The organism is Roseomonas nitratireducens (genome assembly GCF_017813355.1).
GTDB classification, from domain to species: Bacteria; Pseudomonadota; Alphaproteobacteria; order Acetobacterales; family Acetobacteraceae; genus Neoroseomonas; species Neoroseomonas nitratireducens.
This window is the reverse complement of record NZ_JAGIYZ010000021.1, coordinates 1-17,248: the sequence shown is the minus strand read 5'-3', so window position 1 is coordinate 17,248 and position 17,248 is coordinate 1. Positions and strand designations below refer to the sequence as shown.

Annotated in this window: 23 protein-coding genes, 1 tRNA gene and 1 pseudogene; 14 read left to right on the top strand and 11 right to left on the bottom strand. The window is 71.6% G+C overall.

The features are described 5' to 3' along the window. Positions 1–53 precede the first annotated feature (53 nt). Complete coding sequence (gene phnN, locus J5Y09_RS18855) at positions 54–605, top strand: phosphonate metabolism protein/1,5-bisphosphokinase (PRPP-forming) PhnN (RefSeq protein ID WP_209353372.1); 552 nt, start codon at positions 54–56, stop codon at positions 603–605. Here phnN and J5Y09_RS18850 read toward each other — a convergent pair. Genes J5Y09_RS18850 through phnG form a run of 8 tightly spaced genes read right to left on the bottom strand, consistent with a single transcriptional unit; the run spans position 571 to position 6,808 of the window. Continuing rightward, positions 571–1,251, bottom strand: a complete 681-nt coding sequence (locus J5Y09_RS18850) for a DUF1045 domain-containing protein (protein ID WP_209353371.1) — start codon at positions 1,249–1,251, stop codon at positions 571–573. The genes phnN and J5Y09_RS18850 overlap by 35 nt on opposite strands. Next, positions 1,248–2,390: an alpha-D-ribose 1-methylphosphonate 5-triphosphate diphosphatase gene (locus tag J5Y09_RS18845; protein ID WP_209353370.1), complete on the bottom strand. Its 1,143-nt coding sequence runs from the start codon at positions 2,388–2,390 to the stop codon at positions 1,248–1,250. The genes J5Y09_RS18850 and J5Y09_RS18845 overlap by 4 nt, the downstream gene beginning before the upstream one ends. Further along, positions 2,387–3,085, bottom strand: a complete 699-nt coding sequence (gene phnL / locus J5Y09_RS18840; RefSeq protein WP_209353369.1) for a phosphonate C-P lyase system protein PhnL — start codon at positions 3,083–3,085, stop codon at positions 2,387–2,389. Before phnL ends, J5Y09_RS18845 begins: the two co-directional genes overlap by 4 nt. Then, positions 3,082–3,840 (bottom strand): phosphonate C-P lyase system protein PhnK, encoded by a 759-nt coding sequence (gene phnK, locus J5Y09_RS18835; RefSeq protein WP_209353368.1) that lies wholly within the window; start codon positions 3,838–3,840, stop codon positions 3,082–3,084. Before phnK ends, phnL begins: the two co-directional genes overlap by 4 nt. Next, a complete protein-coding gene (locus tag J5Y09_RS18830; RefSeq protein ID WP_209353427.1) occupies positions 3,837–4,679 on the bottom strand; it encodes an alpha-D-ribose 1-methylphosphonate 5-phosphate C-P-lyase PhnJ in 843 nt (280 codons plus the stop codon). The genes phnK and J5Y09_RS18830 overlap by 4 nt, the downstream gene beginning before the upstream one ends. Before the next feature lie 8 nt (positions 4,680–4,687). Next, positions 4,688–5,776, bottom strand: a complete 1,089-nt coding sequence (locus J5Y09_RS18825) for a carbon-phosphorus lyase complex subunit (protein WP_209353367.1) — start codon at positions 5,774–5,776, stop codon at positions 4,688–4,690. A gap of 4 nt (positions 5,777–5,780) precedes the next feature. Next, the gene (gene phnH / locus J5Y09_RS18820) at positions 5,781–6,356 is read right to left on the bottom strand and encodes a phosphonate C-P lyase system protein PhnH (RefSeq protein ID WP_245217233.1); all 576 of its coding nucleotides are present in this window, start codon (positions 6,354–6,356) and stop codon (positions 5,781–5,783) included. Next, entirely contained in the window at positions 6,353–6,808 is a 456-nt protein-coding gene (phnG, locus tag J5Y09_RS18815) for a phosphonate C-P lyase system protein PhnG (protein WP_342451504.1), read from the bottom strand. The genes phnH and phnG overlap by 4 nt, the downstream gene beginning before the upstream one ends. Before the next feature lie 87 nt (positions 6,809–6,895). Here phnG and phnF point away from each other — a divergent pair, with 87 nt between their 5' ends. From phnF to J5Y09_RS18800, 3 genes are read left to right on the top strand one after another with little or no spacing between them, the layout of a single operon-like run. Continuing rightward, entirely contained in the window at positions 6,896–7,627 is a 732-nt protein-coding gene (gene phnF, locus J5Y09_RS18810; protein WP_209353366.1) for a phosphonate metabolism transcriptional regulator PhnF, read from the top strand. Positions 7,628–7,631: 4 nt separating this feature from the next. Beyond that, positions 7,632–8,183: an amidohydrolase family protein gene (locus J5Y09_RS18805; RefSeq protein ID WP_209353365.1), complete on the top strand. Its 552-nt coding sequence runs from the start codon at positions 7,632–7,634 to the stop codon at positions 8,181–8,183. Next, positions 8,153–8,770 (top strand): amidohydrolase family protein, encoded by a 618-nt coding sequence (locus J5Y09_RS18800; RefSeq protein WP_209353364.1) that lies wholly within the window; start codon positions 8,153–8,155, stop codon positions 8,768–8,770. Before J5Y09_RS18805 ends, J5Y09_RS18800 begins: the two co-directional genes overlap by 31 nt. Positions 8,771–8,780: 10 nt before the next feature. On the opposite strand, the gene J5Y09_RS18795 is transcribed toward J5Y09_RS18800, so the two are convergent. The 3 genes from J5Y09_RS18795 to J5Y09_RS18785 form a co-directional block, all read right to left on the bottom strand. After that, a tRNA-Asn gene (locus J5Y09_RS18795) sits at positions 8,781–8,856 on the bottom strand. Positions 8,857–9,085: 229 nt separating this feature from the next. Further along, a complete protein-coding gene (locus tag J5Y09_RS18790; protein ID WP_209353363.1) occupies positions 9,086–10,258 on the bottom strand; it encodes a tyrosine-type recombinase/integrase in 1,173 nt (390 codons plus the stop codon). Further along, positions 10,258–10,776, bottom strand: a complete 519-nt coding sequence (locus tag J5Y09_RS18785) for a hypothetical protein (protein WP_209353362.1) — start codon at positions 10,774–10,776, stop codon at positions 10,258–10,260. The genes J5Y09_RS18790 and J5Y09_RS18785 overlap by 1 nt, the downstream gene beginning before the upstream one ends. A 171-nt stretch (positions 10,777–10,947) precedes the next feature. Between J5Y09_RS18785 and J5Y09_RS24660 the strand changes: the two genes are divergently transcribed. From J5Y09_RS24660 to J5Y09_RS18740, 10 genes and pseudogenes are all read left to right on the top strand, one after another. Further along, entirely contained in the window at positions 10,948–11,172 is a 225-nt protein-coding gene (locus J5Y09_RS24660; protein WP_209353361.1) for a helix-turn-helix domain-containing protein, read from the top strand. Next, the gene (locus J5Y09_RS18775; protein ID WP_209353360.1) at positions 11,169–11,675 is read left to right on the top strand and encodes a hypothetical protein; all 507 of its coding nucleotides are present in this window, start codon (positions 11,169–11,171) and stop codon (positions 11,673–11,675) included. Before J5Y09_RS24660 ends, J5Y09_RS18775 begins: the two co-directional genes overlap by 4 nt. Then, entirely contained in the window at positions 11,672–11,896 is a 225-nt protein-coding gene (locus J5Y09_RS18770; RefSeq protein WP_209353359.1) for a hypothetical protein, read from the top strand. Before J5Y09_RS18775 ends, J5Y09_RS18770 begins: the two co-directional genes overlap by 4 nt. 240 nt (positions 11,897–12,136) lie before the next feature. Continuing rightward, positions 12,137–12,550, top strand: a complete 414-nt coding sequence (locus J5Y09_RS18765; protein WP_209353358.1) for a hypothetical protein — start codon at positions 12,137–12,139, stop codon at positions 12,548–12,550. Further along, complete coding sequence (locus J5Y09_RS18760; RefSeq protein ID WP_209353357.1) at positions 12,547–14,001, top strand: replicative DNA helicase; 1,455 nt, start codon at positions 12,547–12,549, stop codon at positions 13,999–14,001. The genes J5Y09_RS18765 and J5Y09_RS18760 overlap by 4 nt, the downstream gene beginning before the upstream one ends. Further along, positions 13,998–14,189 (top strand): annotated as a pseudogene (locus J5Y09_RS24860) (helix-turn-helix domain-containing protein); the annotation flags it as partial. The gene J5Y09_RS18760 and the pseudogene J5Y09_RS24860, both read left to right, overlap by 4 nt. A gap of 492 nt (positions 14,190–14,681) precedes the next feature. Beyond that, a complete protein-coding gene (locus J5Y09_RS18755; protein ID WP_209353356.1) occupies positions 14,682–15,146 on the top strand; it encodes a hypothetical protein in 465 nt (154 codons plus the stop codon). Then, positions 15,143–15,358, top strand: coding sequence for a hypothetical protein (locus J5Y09_RS18750; RefSeq protein WP_209353355.1), 216 nt, complete (start codon positions 15,143–15,145; stop codon positions 15,356–15,358). The genes J5Y09_RS18755 and J5Y09_RS18750 overlap by 4 nt, the downstream gene beginning before the upstream one ends. 302 nt (positions 15,359–15,660) lie before the next feature. Continuing rightward, the gene (locus J5Y09_RS18745; protein ID WP_209353354.1) at positions 15,661–16,758 is read left to right on the top strand and encodes a hypothetical protein; all 1,098 of its coding nucleotides are present in this window, start codon (positions 15,661–15,663) and stop codon (positions 16,756–16,758) included. Next, a complete protein-coding gene (locus tag J5Y09_RS18740) occupies positions 16,755–17,102 on the top strand; it encodes a hypothetical protein (RefSeq protein ID WP_209353353.1) in 348 nt (115 codons plus the stop codon). Before J5Y09_RS18745 ends, J5Y09_RS18740 begins: the two co-directional genes overlap by 4 nt. Positions 17,103–17,248: the final 146 nt, after the last annotated feature.

Sequence of the window (17,248 nt, the reverse complement as noted above, 5' to 3'; positions counted from 1 at the left end):
CGACGTTCGTCGCGCAGCATTGGGGGGCCGTCAATCCTGCGGGAGCGAAGGGCATGCTGGTCGCGGTGGTCGGGCCTTCCGGCGCGGGCAAGGACACGCTGATGGCCCTGGCGCGCGCGCGCCTGGAAGGCGATCTCCGCTTCCGCTTCGTCCAGCGCGCCATCACCCGCCCGGCCGAGGCGGGTGGTGAGGCGCATCGCGCGCTGAGCCTGCCGGAATTCGAGGCGGCGCGGGAGGCAGGCGCCTTCGCCCTCTGGTGGAACGCGCATGGCCTGCTCTATGGCATCCCGCGCGACATCGAGGCGGATGTCGCGGCACGCCGCGTGGTGGTGGCGAACCTCTCCCGCGGCGTGTTGGCCGAAGCCGCGTCGCGCTACAGGATGCGCGTGCTGGCGATCACCGCGCCCGTGCCGGTGCTCGCCGCACGCCTCGCCGCGCGGGGCCGGGAGAGCGCGGAGGACATCGCCGCCCGCCTCGCGCGGGAGATGACGCTGGCGCCGGGGCTGGACGTCGCGACGGTGATGAACGATTCGACGCCGGAGGACGGCGCCGCGCGCGTCCTGGCGGCACTCAGCCGCGCAGCGGAAGACGCTCGGCGATCGTGAAGGGCGCGCCCGGGGCGGGCTGGACGAAAAGGCTGATTGCCGCGACGCGGCGGGGCAGGGCCGGCGCGTCGCCCAGCGCATCGGTGACCGCGGGCATCACCACCGCCTTCTCCGCCGCGCTCAGCCGGCGGGAGAGCGTGACGTGGAAGCGCCATTCCTCGAACACATAGGGATAGCCCCAGCGCGCCAGATGGGCGCGCTGCGTCTCCGACAGGCGTTCGGGACGGCGGCGGGCGATCTCGGCTTCCGTGGGGGGCGCGCGATGGGCGTCCAGTGCCTCGACGCAGGCATCGGCGAAGGCGTGCAGGGCAGGGCAGGGCGCCGTCTCCCGCAGCGCCAGGAAGCCATCGAGGTCGAAGACGGCGAGCGGCGGCAGGTCGAAGGGCGCGAGGCGCGCGGCCAGCGCCGCCGTCGCGTCGCGCGCGGCGGCATAGCCCGCGGCCAGCCGGAAGGGCGGCTTCAGCGTCGCGTGCAGCCCGTAGCCGCGCGGATCGCCGGTGAGTTCCGCGATGTCGAGGCCCGGCAGCTCGGGTTGCGCCAGCGCCGCGCCGCTTGCCGCGTCGCGCCCGAGCCAGGCGCTGCCCAGCGCGTGCAGCGGGTCGTCTTCCTCCGGCGCCCAGTACAGCGCGACGCGCCAGGGCGTCATGCGACGCGCCGGCCCTCGCGCCACACGCGGCGCACCACGGGGATGCCGTGTGCCGCGCCGACCTGGGCCAGGTCCGCCCGGAGGCCCGGGGAAAGCCGGCCGCGATCCTCGAGCCCGCACATCCGCGCGGGCCGTTCGGTGATCATGGCGACGGCGGCGGGCAGGGAGATGCCGGTCTCAGCCGCCGTGCGCCAGGCGGCCTCGATCATGGAGGCCGGCACGTAGTCGGAGGCGAAGGCATCCGCCGCCCCGGCGCGCACCAGCTCGGCCGCGGAGACATTGCCCGAATGGCTGCCGCCGCGGACGATGTTCGGCGCGCCGGCGATGACCTCGACACCCGCATCGCGCGCCGCCTCGGCCGCCACCATGGTGACGGGAAATTCGCTGATGCGGATGCCATCGGCCAGGTTGCGCCGCACTTCCTCCGCTGTCTCGTCGTCATGCGACGCGATGGGCAGGTCGCGATGACGGATGCGGTCGAGCAGCCAGGCGCGTTGGGGTTCGCGCAGCCGCGCGCGCTGGTCGAGCAGGAAGGCGATGCGCGCCTCCACTTCCTCGACCGTCATCTGCGTCTGCTTGCGGCGCATCGCGACGTAGCGGGGAATGTCGCGGTACTGGCCGACACCCGGCGAATGATCCATGAGGCTGACCATGCGCACGCGCGGATGGTCGGCAACCGGTTCCATGGCCGGCTTCATGTCCGGCGCCGGGAGTTCGCAGCGCAGATGGAGGAAATGCTCGCTGCGCAGCAGGCCCGTATCGGCCAGCGCATCGAGGTCCGCCACACCATCGAGAAAGGTCTGGCCGCGCCCCTGGTCGAAGCCGAGGTCGCCGAGGCAGAGCGCATCCAGCACCGTGGTCACGCCCGCCGCCGCGCATTGCGCGTCATGCGCGATCATCGCCGAGCGTGACGGCCAGCGGGCGTTCTGCCGTGGTTGCACCTGGCGCTCGAGATTGTCCGTGTGCACGTCCACGACGCCGGGGATCAGGTGGTCGCCTTCCATGTCGCGCGCGGCGGCGGCGTGGCTGCGCCCAGGCTGCACCTCCGCGATGCGCCCGTCGCGGATCACCAGGGTTCCATGCAGGACCTCGCCAGGCAGAACGAGGAGGGCGTTGGTCAGGATGGTCTCGGCGGTCATGCGGCGTCCTGCTGGGGAAGCACGTCGAAGAGGCGGTCGGCGACCGCCTCGCGCACCTCGGCATCGTGGAAGATGCCGACGATGGCGGCGCCGGCGTGCTTGGCCTCGTTGATCATGGCGATGACGATGGCGCGGTTGGCGGCATCGAGGCTGGCGGTGGGCTCGTCGAGCAGGAGCACGGGATAGCCCGGAGCGAAGCCGCGCGCCAGGTTCACCCGCTGCTGCTCCCCGCCCGAGAAGGTGGCGGGCGGCAGGCCGTGCAGGCGTTCGGGCAGGTTCAGTCGGTGCAGCAGCGCCGTGGCGCGGGCTATCGCTTCGGCCTTCGGCACGCCGCGCGCGATCATCGGTTCGGCGACGATGTCGCGCGTCGCGACGCGCGGGATAACGCGCAGGAACTGCGAGACATAGCCGATCGTCTCCCGCCGCGCGGCGATGATGCTGCGCGGATCGGCGGTGGCGAGGTCGATCTCCGCCCCGCCGTGGCGCAGCAGGATACGCCCCGCCCCCGCGCCGTAATTGCCGTAGAGGCAGCGCATGAGCGTGGATTTTCCCGCACCTGAAGGCCCCCAGAGCGCGATGCATTCGCCCGGATGGACGGCGAGGTCGACGCCGCCCAGGACCGGGATGCGCGTGCCCCCCTGCAGGTGCAGCGTGAAGGCCTTGGACAGCCCCTCGGTTCGAAGAAGCGCGCTCATGCCGCCAGCACCGAGGAGACGAGGAGCTGCGTGTAGGGATGCTGCGGATCGTCGAGCACGCGGTCCGTCAGCCCCTGTTCCACCACCCGCCCGCGTCGCATCACGAGTATGCGGTCGGCGAGCAGCCGCGCCGCCGCGATGTCGTGCGTGACGATCAGCACCGACAGCCCCAGTTCGCGCGACAGGCCGCGGATCAGGTCGAGCAGGCGCGCCTGCACCGACACGTCGAGCCCGCCCGTGGGTTCGTCCATGAACACGAGCCGCGGTCGCGTCACCAGGGTGCGCGCGATCTGCAGCCGCTGCTGCATCCCGCCCGAGAAGGTGCGCGGCAGATCGTCGATGCGCGTCGCGTCCACCTCGACCTTCGCGAGCCATTCCAGCGCCTGGGCACGGATGTTGCCGTAGTGGCGCGCGCCGACCGCCATCAGCCGCTCGCCCACATTGCCGCCGGCCGAGACGTTGAGCCTGAGCCCGTCGCGCGGGTTCTGGTGGACGAAGCCCCAGTCGGTCCGCATCAGGCGGCGGCGCGCGGCCTCCCCCATTCCGTGCACATCCTGGCCAAGCCAGCGCACCGTGCCGGCATCCGGCGCCATCTGGCCCGAGAGCACGCGGAGCAGCGTGGTCTTGCCTGATCCGCTCTCGCCCACGATGGCGACGACCTCGCCCTCCGCCACATCGATCGCGACATCGACCAGGGCGGGGATGGCGCCGAAATGCAGGTCGAGCCCTTCGGCCGTCAGCAGCGCGCCGGTCATGCCGCCCCCTTCCGCGCCGCGACGCGCGTACCGCAGTAATCCGTGTCGGAACAGACGAAGACGCGCCCGCCGCGGTCGTCCGTGATGACCTCGTCCAGGTAGCTCTCGCGCGATCCACACAGCGCGCAGGCCTGCGGCGCGCGGATCGGGCGGAAGGGATGGTCCTCGAAGTCGAGGCTCCGGACCTCCGTATAGGGCGGGATGGCGTAGATGCGCTTCTCGCGCCCCGCGCCGAACAATTGCAGCGCGGCCATGCGATGCATCTTCGGATTGTCGAAGGCGGGGATGGGGGAGGGGGACATGAGGTAGCGCCCGTTCACCATCACCGGATAGTCGTAGGCCTTGGCGATGTGGCCCAGCCGCGCGATGTCCTCGTACAGCCGCACATGCATCAGCCCGTAATCGGCCAGCGCATGCAGGCGCTTGGTCTCGGCGCGCCGTGGCTCGAGCTTCGAGAGCGGCTCCGGCTGCGGCACCTGGTAGACCAGCACCTGGTCCTCGCGCAGCGGCGCCTCCGGGATGCGGTGGCGGGTCTGGATGATCGTCGCGTCTTCCGTCCGCTCCGTCGTCGCCACGCCCGCCACGCGGGTGAAGAAGCGGCGGATGGAAATGGCGTTGGTCGTGTCGTCCGCGCCCTGGTCGATGACCTTCAGCGTGTCGGCGGGGCCGAGGATCGCCGCCGTCACCTGGATGCCCCCCGTGCCCCAGCCATAGGGCAGCGGCATCTCGCGCGCGCCGAAGGGAATCTGGTGGCCGGGCACGGCGACGGCCTTGAGGATGGTGCGGCGGAGCATGCGCTTCGTCGCCTCGTCCAGATAGGCAAAGTTGTAGCCTTCCATCGGGGCGTTCATTCCGCGGCCTCCGGCATGGCTTCGCGGACGAGTGCGGCGCGGATCGTCCGCAGGTTCTCGAGCTCCGACTGGAAGTCCACGTAGTGCGGCAGCTTCAGGTGCTCGACGAAGCCGCTCGCCTCGATGTTGTCCGAGTGGTACAGCACGAATTCCTGGTCCTGCGCCGGCGCGGTGACGTCTTCCCCGAGTTCGGCGGACCGCAGCGCGCGGTCGACCAGCGCCATCGACATGGCGCGCCGTTCCCCATGCCCGAACACCAGCCCGTAGCCGCGGGTGAATTGCGGCGGCTCCGTCCGGCTGCCCTTGAACTGGTTGACCATCTGGCATTCGGTGATGCCGATCTCCCCGATATCGATCGGGAAGCCCAACTCGGGCGGGGTGAATTCCACCGCCACATGCCCGACGCGGATCTCGCCGACGAAGGGATGGTTGCCGCCATAGCCGCGCTGCGTGGAATAGCCGAGCGCGAGGACGAAGCCCTCGTCGCCGCGTGCCAGGTTCTGCAGCCGCACGTCGCGCGGCGCGGGGAAGGCGAGGGGCTGGCGCGTCAGGTCGCCCGGCTCGCCGGGGTCCGCCGGTTCGCGCTGCATCAGCCCTTCGCGCGCCAGCAACTCCGTCACGCGCGGCGTCGAAGCGACGGGCGTCTCGGCCTCCGGCGCCGCGGCGGGCGGCGCGCCTTCCGCGGCCAGCGCGAAATCGAGCAGCCGGTGCGTGTAGTCGAAGGTCGGCCCCAGCACCTGGCCGCCCGGCAGGTCCTTGTAGGTGGCGCTGATCCGCCGGCGCAGCCGCATCGCGCCGGTGTCCAGTGGCTCGGAGGCGCCGAAGCGCGGCAGGGTGGTGCGATAGGCGCGCAACAGGAAGGCAGCCTCGATCAGGTCGCCCTTCGCCTGCTTGATCGCCAGCGCGGCGAGGAAGCGGTCGTGGCACGACCCTTCCGCCATCACGCGGTCGACCGCGAGGCCCATCTGCTGCTCGATCTGCGCGACGGTCAGTTCCGGCACCGCCGGATCGCCGCGCCGGGTCTCGTCCAGCCAGGCATGGGCGGCGGAGATTGCCCGTTCCCCGCCCTTCACCGCGACATACATGGGTTCAGCCCTCCGCGATCGCGACGGTGCGCGGCAGGGCGGCGAGCCGGTCCCCCGCGCAGAGGATGACATCGACGCCGCGCGGGAACAGCGCGCGGTTCGCGGCCCAGGCGGCGACGAACCCTTCGGGCAGGCCGCGCACCAGCAGGCGGTGCTCGTGCTCGATCCCCGGGCCGGTGAGGCGCAGCCCGTTGCCTTCCTCCAGCGCCTCGACCTGGATCAGCAGGGTCGCGCCGCGTTCGGGTTCTTCCTCGATGCCGGCATCCAGCATCGCGATCGCCGGCGGCGCGCCTGTCGCAAGCAGGAAGGCTGCATCTTGCGGCGCCGACGCGACCGGCGCGCCGGCGTGGAAGCGCAGCCAGCCATCGGCCTCCGCACCGGCATCGTGCCAGAGCGGCGTCGCCGCGTCGGCCAGGCTGAGCAGCACGGCTGCGGCGGCCGGTGCCAGCGGGGCAGGGGGCGTGAGGCCACGGCCCGCATTCTGCAGGCGGCCCGGGCGGCTCATCGCGTCCAGCACCGCGCGGAAGGCGGCCTGCGCGTCGAGCACCGGATCGGCGAAGCCTGGGGTCAGCATGCTCATCGCGTCGTCTGCATGGCGAGGAATTCCACCTTCGTCGCCGCCGCGCGGCGCGCTTCCGAATCCCGCCGCGCCGCCTGCCCGGCGGCGAGCGGCACGACGACGCCGCCCATCAGCGCGTCGCGCCGGGCGGGGTCCTGCAGCGCGGCGTCGAGCAGCGCGGCGAGTTCCGCCTGTCGCTTGTCGCGCCCGGCGACGTAGGCGTGGCCGACCTGCTCGCCGAGGCGCACGGCGCAGCGCGTGACGGTCATCTCGCCGAGGTTGAAGGGCGCGCCATCGCCGCCCGCGCGGCCGCGCACCATGACGAGGCCGGTCTCGGCCGGGCGCAGGGTCGCGTGCGGCGGCAGGGGCGGAAGGGTGGCGAGAAGTCCGGCGATCTCCTCGCCGGAGGCGCGGGCAAGCACGGCCATCCAATGGCGGCGCTGTTCGGTCTGGGCGGTGTCCATGATGCTCATCGGGCTTATCTAGACAAATAGACATCCGCCCGGCACAAAGTCCACACGGATATCCCACGGACCTGACCGCTCATGGTTGAAGTTTCGATGACAGGAACGCCGCTCGCCCGTGGCCAGGGCGTGGCGCTGTGGCGACAGATCGCGGCGGCGCTGGAAAGCGAGATCGCCGGCGGCGGCAAGGGCGCAGGCGAACGTTTGCCGACCGAGGCGATGCTGACCGCACGCTTCGCCGTGAACCGTCACACCGTGCGCCGCGCGCTCGAGGATCTGGAGGCGCGCGGGCTGATCCGCGTCGAGCAGGGGCGCGGCGCCTTCGTGGCGGAGGATGTGGTCGACTACCGTCTCGGCCCGCGCACGCGCTTTTCGGAGGTGATCCGCCGGCTGAACCGGGAACCCGCCGGGCGCGTCCTGCGGATCGCGGAGGTCGCGGCGGAAACGCAGGTGGCGGAGGCGCTCGGGCTGCGTCGCGGGCGGCTCGTGCTGCGGGTCGATCGCCTGGGGCTCTCGAACGGACGGCCCGTCGTGCTCGGCCAGCATCATTTTCCGCTGCCGCGCTGTGCTGCGGCGGCCGAGGCGCTCGGTCTGGACGGCTCGATCACGGCGGCGCTGGCGGCCTGCGGCGTCGCGGACTACCGGCGCCGGTCCTCCCGCATCACCGCGCGCCTGCCGACGCCGGAGGAAGCGGACCTCCTGCAGCAATCGCGCTCCCGTCCCGTGCTCGTCGCGGAATCGCTGAATGTCGACCCGGACGGCGAGCCCGTGGACTTCACCCTCGCGGTCTACGCGGCCGGCCGCGTGCAACTTGTCGTGGAACCCTGATCCGATGACCTGGAACTTGAACGGCGGCACCGTCCTGCGGGACGGGACGATGGTGGATGGCGCACTGGCCCTGGCGGACGGCGTGGTGACGGAAAGGCCGGCGGCCGGCGCGCGGGGCTTCGACGCCTCGGGGCTGCTGGTGCTGCCGGGCCTGGTCGACATCCATGGCGATGCGCATGAGCGGCAGATGCAGCCGCGGCCGGGTGTCGACCTGCCGATCGGCCTCGCGTTGCGCGATTCGGCGGCGCAGCTCGTGGCCTGCGGCATCACCACCGCCTATCTCGGCGTGACCCTGTCCTGGGAGCCTGGCTTGCGGTCGCTGGCTTCGTGGCGCGCGCTCAAGGCGGCGCTGCCGGCGGCGCGCGCGGCATCGGCGACCGACCTTCGCGTGCATCTCCGCTTCGAGGCGGACAATCTCGACGCGCTAGACGACGCGCTCGACGGCATCGCGGATGGGTCGGTGCACCTGCTCGGATTCAACGACCACACGCCGGCGATCGCGCGGGCCTCGATGATTCGACCCACATGGCGAAGTATGCCGGGCGTGCCGGGATGAAGGCGGATGCGTTCCGCGCGCTGGCCGAATCGGTCATCGCCCGGCGCGGCGAGATCCCCGCGGCGCGGGGCCGTCTGGCCGAGGCCGCGCGGCGCGCCGGCATCCCCGTGCTGAGCCACGACGACGCGACCCTGGATGACCGCGCGCATTACCGCGCGCATGGCGCGACGATCTGCGAATTCCCCATGGCCGAGGAGGTCGCGATCGCGGCGCGCGGGGCGGGCGAGCATGTGGTGATGGGCGCGCCCAACGTGGTGCGGGGCGGCAGCCATCTTGGCTGGGCGTCCGCCGCGCCGCTGGCCGAGCGCGGGATCGTGACGGTGCTTGCCTCCGACTACGTCTGGCCGGCGATGCTGGAAGCGGCCTTCGCAATGGTCCGCCGCGGCGCGATGGACCTGCCGCGGGCCTGGGCGCTGGTCTCGGCGAACCCGGCCGAAGCCTGCGGGCTTGCCGATCGCGGACGGCTGGCGCCTGGGATGCGCGGGGATGTGGTGGTGGTGGATCCGGCGCGGCCGGCGCCGGTCGCGGTCTTCGCGGGCGGCGAACTCGCCTGGCTTGCGCCAGGGGCAGTGTCACGCGTGGGATGACCGAGAAAGGTGGCTCCCCGAGTTGGACTCGAACCAACGACCTAGGGATTAACAGTCCCGCGCTCTACCAGCTGAGCTATCGGGGAACGGAGCCGGGCGCCGCGTATAGTCCGGGGCGCCACCGGTGTAAACCCACCCGCGCGGCAAGGTCCGGAGCGGAATCGAACCGCTGTAGAGGGTTTTGCAGCCCTCGTCCCCGCATCGCTACGCTGCAACGGCCGGCAGCATTGCTCGGAAACCGCAGCAAACCTCGCACGGGTCGCAGGGCATGCGCCCTTCGCGGGCAGTTCGCGCGCATTGTGTGCCACGGTTGTGTCAGCGCCCAGGGCGCCGGAGTAGCCCGCCCAGGGCCGCATCCGCCGCATCGGCGGTCGCTCGCTCGCCCGCTTCTTCGGCGCGCTGGTAAATCGCCCGCGTGGTCCGCGGATCGCTATGACCAAGGGCGGCGGCAAGCAGCGAGTCGGGGACCACGCCCATCAACGAGGTCGCATAGCGGTGCCGCGCCCCATGGAGGGGCTGGACCTCCCGGCGCACGGCAGCGGCATCGCGGGCTCGCGCAGCCTTCGCCGTCAGGGCGCTCGGGGTCCAATGGTCCGAGAACCCGCTGGGCTGGTGGAACAGGTAGGCATCGCTGGGCAAACGCACGCCGCAGGCGAGGGCGAGTTCGGCCTCGTGTGCGCGGTGGGCGCGCAGCAGCCCCTCAACAGCGGCCGACATGGCGATTCGCCTGACGCTCCCCTCGGTCTTGGCGCCCTCGCGAAGGCGGGCAGTATCGGCGCGGCCGGCCTGCTCGATCACGGCATGGACCGAGATCCACCGCTCGGCGAAGTCCACCGCGCTCCAGCGCAGCGCCGCCAGTTCGCCCCGGCGCATGCCGGTCAGGCCTGCGAGCAGGATCAGGGTTCGGGTGGGCGCATCGCGGGCGGCGTCGGCCATGGCGGCGATCTCGTCCAGGGTCGGCGCGGTCATGCGCTTCCTGGGCACTGACGGGGCGCGGGCATCGCGGGCCGGATTGTCGTTGATCCTGCGCAGCCGCTTCGCATCGCCCAGGCAGTTCCGCAGCACGGCATGGACATGGTGGACTGTGCGCGGGGCGAGGGGTCTGCCGCCCTGTCCGATGGCAGCCTTCCGCACGGCTTCTTCCACATGCTCCACCCCGATCTTGCGGAGTTCGAGGTGGCCGAGGTGGGGAAGCACCATGCCGATCTTCTGGCGGTAATGCTCCACGGTCGCGGGCTTGCGGGTGGCGGCGCAGGCGGCGAGCCACAGGTCCACATGCTGCCGGAAGGTCATGCGGGCGGTGGCGGGGATGCCGCGCGCTTCCAGGCCGGTCATGCGGGCGGCGCAGTCCATGGCCTCCTGCTTGGTGCCGAAGGTCTGCACGCGCTGCCGGCGCTCGCCGTCCTGGGTTTCGGACCAGCGGCATAGCCAGCGGGTGATCTTGCCGCCGCCCTTGGCGACGGTGATGCGGCGTTCAACCGAGGCCATCAGCGCCCCCCGCTGGTCTGGCGCCGATGGGCGGCGGCGGCGAGGGCATGGTCCTGGCGGCAGAACAGCGGGCCGGGTCGGGAGCCATGGGCGAACAGGCCGCCGCACCATTCGCAGGTGCCCAGGTCGCGGCCCTGTCGGACGGCGGCGCGCCAGACCAGCAGGGTCGCGGCGCGCGGGCTGGTGCCGATGAACTCGGCGGCGAGGGCTTCGGGCTTCGCGGTGGAGAACAGGTTGCTGAACTTGACCTGCACCTCATGCCGGGCGGCGGCATCGTCCAGTTCGCGCCCCATCCAGACCAAGTCGGGCTGACCGGGCTGCGCGGCGTCGCGCCAGGGGTAGCGGCCGCGCTCGTCGGGCTCGTCCCATAGGGCGGCGAGCAGACGGGCGATGCCGGTTTCGAGGTTGTCCATGGCGCTGTCGGAGGTGGGCGCGGTCCAGCCGCGCGGCTCGGGTTCGGGGGGCTGGCTGCGGCGGCGCTGGTCGCCGGGCATCCAGTCCAGGGGAATACGCTGCATCGGGTGGTTCTCCTGCAATTCTCGCAACGCAGATGGCGGCCACAGCATTGACAAGGGCCGCCCTCTGCGGTGCGGTGCCAATGCTCACACAGCGCGCAGTGTTGCGCAAATTGGCAGGAGAGCCCCATGTCACAGCCCGTAGTCCGCCGGCGCGCCACGAAGCCCCGCCTCGTGCCCGAGCGCCTGACCTTCACCACGGCCGAGACCGCTTCGTTGCTCGGGATCAGCCAGAGCGGCGTCTATGGGATGATCCGCCAGGGCGTGATCCGGTCGGTGAACATCGGAGGCTCGCGGCGGCTGGTTCCGCGCGCGGAGTTCGAGCGCCTGGGTCGCGAGGCCTCGGGCGATCCGACATGGACCGCTGAGCGCGCATTCGGCGGCGAGCAGACGCAGTGAGCGGCGCCGAGGACACCAGCCCGGCTCGCCTGGACGCGCTGCTGGAACGGATCAACGAGGCCACCGGCGGCATGGCCGACGCGGAGTTCGTCGCGCTGATGCGCCAGGGCTACGCGGTCAATCCTGGCATGATCATCGGCCTGCTGGCCGACATGCTTGATCCTACCAAGCGCGAGGCGCTGTTCATGCAGGGCCTCACCAACATGGTCGCGGAGTTCATGGCGAAGGACGCGCTGCCGCGCACCGATCAGGTGGGCGACGGCCTGGATCACGTCGAATGCGACGGCGTGCGCCTGCCCCGAATGCTGACCGTCGACAACGGCAAGGCGGTGTTCCCGCAGCACGCCACCGTGGCCGACCTTCGCGTCGCGGCCCGGATCGCGCAGGCCGACCCGGCCAACCGGGATCACGCGAAGGCGTGGCTGGCGCTGGCGGATCGGATGGTCGCGGCCGGCGCCGGGCTGGACGACACGCTGCTGGCCGCTGCGGGGAGGTTGGCATGAGCGACACGCTGGCGGGCAAGAGCGCCACGAGCCGCGAGGGCTCCGCGCGCATCGCCGCGCAGATCGAGGCCTTCTGGCTGGAGCGCGGCTACGTGGTGAAGGCGATGGCGGTGCCATGCGAAGGCGGGCTGTGGGTCGTGCAGACGCCCGATCTCGTGAATGGCCTGCCGCGCCCTGGCACGCCCCGCGTGGCGGTTGACCCGGCGCGCCGCCGGGCGTGAGGGTGGGGGCAGGCACGCAACGGGCCGATTCAGCCCAGGCAAGGAGGCCCCCGGCGGGATAGCGAACCGCCCACCTAGAACGCGAAACGCCCGGCTCGCGAAAGCCGGGCGCCTCACAACCACCTGTCGTCACTTCGCCCTACCAAGACGCCGCCACGATCAGGAGAACCGCCGGAGTAAATATCATCGCGGCGGCGACGTTGGAAGGGTGAAGCGGCGGCTCCAGACAGGAGCCTTCACGTGCAAGACCCGCATCAGGTCACCAACCTTGCGCTGGTCCGGCGGCGCATAGCCGAGGTCCAGGCGCACGCCGACGCCATGACGCCAGAGGACTCGCGCCGCGAAATCCAGCGGCGGCGCTCGCTGCTTCGGATCGCCAGCCAGATCGACAACCCCATGCCTGTGATCCGTCCGGCGATTAGCGGCCGCGCGCCGCGCCGGCAGCGGGCGGCGGCGAGCCGAGTCGGCAAGGCAAGCGCCGACCCCGAGCCATCCGCGCCGGGTCGGCCCGGCGAACCTCCCTCAACAGCCCGCGCGGCAAGCCGAACGCCTGATAGGGGCGAACAATTCCGCATGCCTGGGTTCCAGCCGCTTGGCTTCGTTGTTGACCGCGTCCTGGCGCGCATCGCGCGCGGCATGGAGGGCGGGGAATGAGCGGGGTCCATGTATTCGGCGCGCCGCCGGCAAGCGCGGTCCTGCTCTCCACCGCCGAGCATGAGCAGGGCATCGTCGGCACGCTGCTCGCGAACAATGCGCGCCTAGACCTCGTGGGCGACATACTGCGGCCAGAGCACTTCAGCGACCCCCTGTGCGCGCGCATCTACGCCGACATTGTGCGCATCGTCGGCAAGGGCGGGGTGGCCGATGTGGTCACGCTGCGGGCCTCGTATGAGGCGGCGGGCCTGCTGGCCGAGGTGGGTGGGCCGGCCTACCTCGCCGGGTTGCTGGGGAATCTCTGGCCAGCGTCGGAACTACGGTTCCTGGCGCGACAGGTGGTCGACCGATGGCGTCGCCGGCGCGCCGATGAGATTGCAGACGCTCTCAAGCGCGCGGTGATCGAACGCCTCGAGGACGAAGCCGGCGCCGAAATCCTCTCGGACGCATCGGCCGCGCTGGCCGGTGTGGCGGCGGTGGGTTCCGGCGAGGGCGAACAATGCGCCCGCGATGCCGTGGACGAATTGCTGTCCGACATGGAGCGCGCCGTCAGCACGCCCACGCCCTCGCGGGCGGTGGCGACGGGCCTGCGCGACTTGGACCGCCTGCTGTTGGGCGGCGTGCACCCCGGCCAGATGGTCGTCATCGGCGCGAGGCCCAGCATCGGGAAGTCCATGCTGGCGGGGCAGATCGCCCTGAGTGCCGCGCGGCGCGGGGTCGGTTCCTGCATCGTGTCGCTGGAAATGACCCGCCAGGATTGGCGCGTGCGGCTGCTGGCGAACCTCGCCGGAATTCCTGGCGACCGCCTGCGGCCCGAGGTGGCGCGGTCGCTGTCCGAGGCCGAATGGGACGCGCTTCGGCAGGCGCGCGGCGATGCCGCGCTGGACCGCATCCACATCGTTGCCGGCCAGGACATGACGGCGGCCGATGTGCTGATGCGCGCGCAGGCGATGGTCCGGCGCCACAAGGTCGGGCTGCTGGTGGTGGACTACCTGGGGCTGCTGAAGGCGCCTGCCGGCATGGGTCGCGAGGGGCTGGTCGCCGTCACCGAGCAGAACAGCAAGGCGATGAAGCGCGCGGCGCAGGCGCTGGACGTGCCTGTCGTGGTGGCGGCGCAGTTGAACCGGGACATTGAGAACCGGGAGGATCCACGGCCCACGCTGGCCGATCTGCGGTGGTCGGGTTCCATCGAGCAGGATGCCGATGTGGTGATCTTGCTGCATCGGGCCGAGCGGCACCTTGAGAAGCGGCGCCCAGTCCGAGGCGACAGGGAGAGCGAGGAGAAATTCGCGGACCGAGCGGCGCGGTTCCACGATGAACTGGACCGCGAGCGGGGCCGGATGGACCTGTTCGTGGAAAAGCATCGCCAGGGCCGTCGCGGGCATGTGCGCGTCGCGGTGGAGGACGAACTCTCCCGCATCGGGGACGTGCTGCGGGAGATCGTCGCATGAGCCGCAATGCTCGCGATTGGGCTTTCGCCGTCCGCGGAGTCTCGGGGGCCTGCCGGCACTTCCTGTTGCGGCTGGGCGACCACCACAACGAGGGGAGCGGGCAATGCAACCCGTCGCTTCCGCTACTCGTCGAGGAAAGCGACATGTCGAAGGACACCATCCTTCGCTGCATAGACGAGGCGGTCCGGAACGGGCTCCTGCGTGTCAGGAAGCAGAAGGGGAAGGGCAACCGCTACACGCTGCTCGGGCCTGGGATGCCGAATGACGAGCATCGCGACCCGCCCGGCACCGAGGTTGACCCCCCCCAGGAACCGGCCCGACCCGTCGCACCATGCGACGGGTTGCCGCCTGCCGACCCGTCGCACCATGCGACGGGTTACCCCCCTGACCCGTCGCACCATGCGACTACACCCGTCGCACCATGCGACGGGACCCGTCGCACCATGCGACCCGAACCAGGAAGGAACCAGGAAGGAACCCAACCCTATGGGGGGCAGGGGGGGCGAGTGGTGGCGGCAAGGCGGTCGCACCTACCCCCTGGGTGGTCGCCATCACCAGCCGATGCAGCCTTCGCCCGGGATCGGGATGTCGACCCCGATGCCGAGGCGCCGCGCTTCCGGGACCACCACCTCGCCAGGGGCAAGCCGAGTGCAGACTGGTCGGCTTCGTGGCGGACCTGGGTGCAGAACGCGGTGCGGTTCCGAACCGAGGGCGGGAAGCCGCACACGCCTCGTCAGCCCGGTCTGCCGATCAACGGGCACCGCCCCGCCCTGATGCCATCGGCGCCGACCACCTGGGCGGCGCTGACGGCCGATCAGCAGGACACCGCCGAGGATGTGCTGCACGGGCTGGCGCTGGCCGGCCAGGACGGCGCCTTCGGCGGGTGGGTCTTGCAGGCGGTCGCCGACCTGTCGGCAGAGGGCCTGTCACGCGATGCGCTGCGCGCGGCCTCCGCATCGGCTGCGCGGATGAAGGGCGGCCGCGAATTGCTGGACGAGGAGGCTCGCGCCACCGGCGCTGACTTGGATGCGGTCGGGCGTCGCTTCTACCGCTACTTCGCCAAGGTGGCGCGCTCCATGCGCGATGAGGCGGCGGCGCCCGACAATGTCGTCGCGCTGCGCGCCCAGGGCGGGAGGCAGGCATGACCGCGCCGGGCATCTTCGACGCCGTCGCCGCGGATCGCGACAGCCAGGTGGTTCAGGACGACCTGCTGACGACCCACGATCCGGCTGCGCGCTACGAGCACGCCTCGCTGCGCAGGATCGCGTTCGACCGCTGGGTGGCAGGCGGTCGGGAATGGCCGCCACCGGAGGGGCTTCTGAGTGCGATCGCCGGCGCAGCCCTGGGGCGGCGATGACGATGCCGGCGCAGATCACACAGGCATCCAGATCACGCAGCGCGGCGCACTCCACGCGCGATGCAGAGCAAACGTGCAGTCCTGCCGATCGCTCTCTCGATTGGTGTGGAACGGGCGCCCGGTCCCTGTGAAACGCGGGCGCACGGCCGGCGGGCACCACCCCGCCGACCGCACTCATCAACAACGCTGCTTCAGGAGAGCATCGCCGTGACTACCGCCGTCATACCTGCGCGCGCGCAGATCGCGCCAGCGCCCGAACCACCGCCGCCGGCTCGCCGCCTCATCTACACGCAGCGTGCGTCATGAGCGACGCGGCATCCGAACGGGAGCGCCAGGACGGCGCCCTCGTCAGCATCGAGGCGCAATGCGATCTCGCCATCGCCGCGCTGAAGGAAGCGCGCACGTTGCCCGAGGTGCTGAAGATACAGGCCACGGCCGAGGCGCTTCGTGTCTATGCGGTCCGGATCAAGGCCGCGCGCGCGGCGCAGAACGGCATCGCTCGCGTCATCTTCCTGGCTGAGGCGCGCGTCGGCGCCGAACTGGAAGCCGCCCAGGCGCGCGGCGAATTGCAGCGGCCCGGCGGCGACCGGGGAAACCAGCACACGGGAGGCAAAGTTCCCGATGGTGCAAATGCCACTCCGAAGATCGCGGACGTCCTGGGCAGCAGAAAGGCTGCGGCCCAGGCGAAGCAGATGCACCGCGCAGGCCCGGCCGCCATCGAACGCGAGGTCGCGGAGGCCACCGCCCAGGATCGGCCGGCGTCGCGGCAAAGGATCCTGAACCCTCGGCGGCCCACGCCAGCGCCGCCGCCCCAGGCCCCGGCCCCGGCAGCGGCACCACCGCCTTCGCCGCCGTCACCACTGTCGACCGATGCGCCGGACCCCGCCTCGTTCAGCGGCACGGCGCGCGCGCGGCTGGAACAGGCGATCGAAGCGCACAAGCGTCGGCTGGACCGCGAACTCGAGGGCCGCATCCATGCCGAGGTGACGCGTCGATTGGAGGAATGGCGCCAGGAGGCCGAGCGCACCGTCGGCATCCGGATCGCCGCACTCGAGAAACGCGCTACGCAAGCCGAGGCGACCGTCGCGGCGCTCCGCGGTCGCTTTCCGCACAACATGTTCCGCCTGCTGCTGGAAGCCGTGCATCCCGACCGCTGGCACGGATCGGCGAAGGAGGCGCGCGCCACCGAGGCCTTCCAATACCTGACGGACCATCGGGCCGCGCTTGCCATGACCCCTGAGGAAGAAGCGGCGAAGATCGCTGCGGTGAAGCGGGAGGCCGAACAGCGCGAGTGGATGCGACGCGCCGCAGCGATGCGCGCCGCCCAGGAGGCCGAGCGCAAGCGCAAGGCTGCCGAACGCCGCGCAGCCAGGAAGGCGCAGCAGGAACCATCCGCATGACCACCGACGAAGCCCGCCGCGCACTTCTGCAGATCCTCGAACAGCAGTCCGGCGGCACGGCGCCGACCGAGGCCGCGATCCTTGTCATCCAGGCAACGGAGCGTGCCGCCGCCGCGCGGGCCGCTGTTGATGCCGCCATGGACGCTGCGGCGAACGCCATCGCCGTCGCCGCGCCCGGTGCCGACGCCGCGCGCATCGCCACCCTCGCCGCCGCATGGCTCCGGGAGGCCACCGGCATCGCGCCAGACATCGGCGCCGCCGTCGCGCGCATCGCCGCCGCCTCTGACCCGCAGCCGCCGCAGCCGCCCGACTGGACCACCCTGCCGCCGGCGGGGCGCGCATGATCCCAGGCGCCTCGCTACACTGGCCGGCGCCATGCCCGCCCCGGTCACCTTCAAGGATCTCGAATACGCCTCCCTGGCCGCAGCCGCCCGCGCCCACGGGCTGAACGCCGCCACAGTGATCAACCGCGTCCGTCGCGGATGGTCCG

Coding starts and splice junctions, on each gene's coding strand:
- phnN (WP_209353372.1), top strand. CDS start 54: ATGCTGGTCGCGGTGGTCGGGCCTTCCGGCGCGGGCAAGGACACGCTG.
- J5Y09_RS18850 (WP_209353371.1), bottom strand. CDS start 1,251: ATGACGCCCTGGCGCGTCGCGCTGTACTGGGCGCCGGAGGAAGACGAC.
- J5Y09_RS18845 (WP_209353370.1), bottom strand. CDS start 2,390: ATGACCGCCGAGACCATCCTGACCAACGCCCTCCTCGTTCTGCCTGGC.
- phnL (WP_209353369.1), bottom strand. CDS start 3,085: ATGAGCGCGCTTCTTCGAACCGAGGGGCTGTCCAAGGCCTTCACGCTG.
- phnK (WP_209353368.1), bottom strand. CDS start 3,840: ATGACCGGCGCGCTGCTGACGGCCGAAGGGCTCGACCTGCATTTCGGC.
- J5Y09_RS18830 (WP_209353427.1), bottom strand. CDS start 4,679: ATGGAAGGCTACAACTTTGCCTATCTGGACGAGGCGACGAAGCGCATG.
- J5Y09_RS18825 (WP_209353367.1), bottom strand. CDS start 5,776: ATGTATGTCGCGGTGAAGGGCGGGGAACGGGCAATCTCCGCCGCCCAT.
- phnH (WP_245217233.1), bottom strand. CDS start 6,356: ATGAGCATGCTGACCCCAGGCTTCGCCGATCCGGTGCTCGACGCGCAG.
- phnG (WP_342451504.1), bottom strand. CDS start 6,808: ATGAGCATCATGGACACCGCCCAGACCGAACAGCGCCGCCATTGGATG.
- phnF (WP_209353366.1), top strand. CDS start 6,896: ATGACAGGAACGCCGCTCGCCCGTGGCCAGGGCGTGGCGCTGTGGCGA.
- J5Y09_RS18805 (WP_209353365.1), top strand. CDS start 7,632: ATGACCTGGAACTTGAACGGCGGCACCGTCCTGCGGGACGGGACGATG.
- J5Y09_RS18800 (WP_209353364.1), top strand. CDS start 8,153: ATGGCGAAGTATGCCGGGCGTGCCGGGATGAAGGCGGATGCGTTCCGC.
- J5Y09_RS18790 (WP_209353363.1), bottom strand. CDS start 10,258: ATGGCCTCGGTTGAACGCCGCATCACCGTCGCCAAGGGCGGCGGCAAG.
- J5Y09_RS18785 (WP_209353362.1), bottom strand. CDS start 10,776: ATGCAGCGTATTCCCCTGGACTGGATGCCCGGCGACCAGCGCCGCCGC.
- J5Y09_RS18770 (WP_209353359.1), top strand. CDS start 11,672: ATGAGCGACACGCTGGCGGGCAAGAGCGCCACGAGCCGCGAGGGCTCC.
- J5Y09_RS18760 (WP_209353357.1), top strand. CDS start 12,547: ATGAGCGGGGTCCATGTATTCGGCGCGCCGCCGGCAAGCGCGGTCCTG.
- J5Y09_RS18750 (WP_209353355.1), top strand. CDS start 15,143: ATGACCGCGCCGGGCATCTTCGACGCCGTCGCCGCGGATCGCGACAGC.
- J5Y09_RS18745 (WP_209353354.1), top strand. CDS start 15,661: ATGAGCGACGCGGCATCCGAACGGGAGCGCCAGGACGGCGCCCTCGTC.
- J5Y09_RS18740 (WP_209353353.1), top strand. CDS start 16,755: ATGACCACCGACGAAGCCCGCCGCGCACTTCTGCAGATCCTCGAACAG.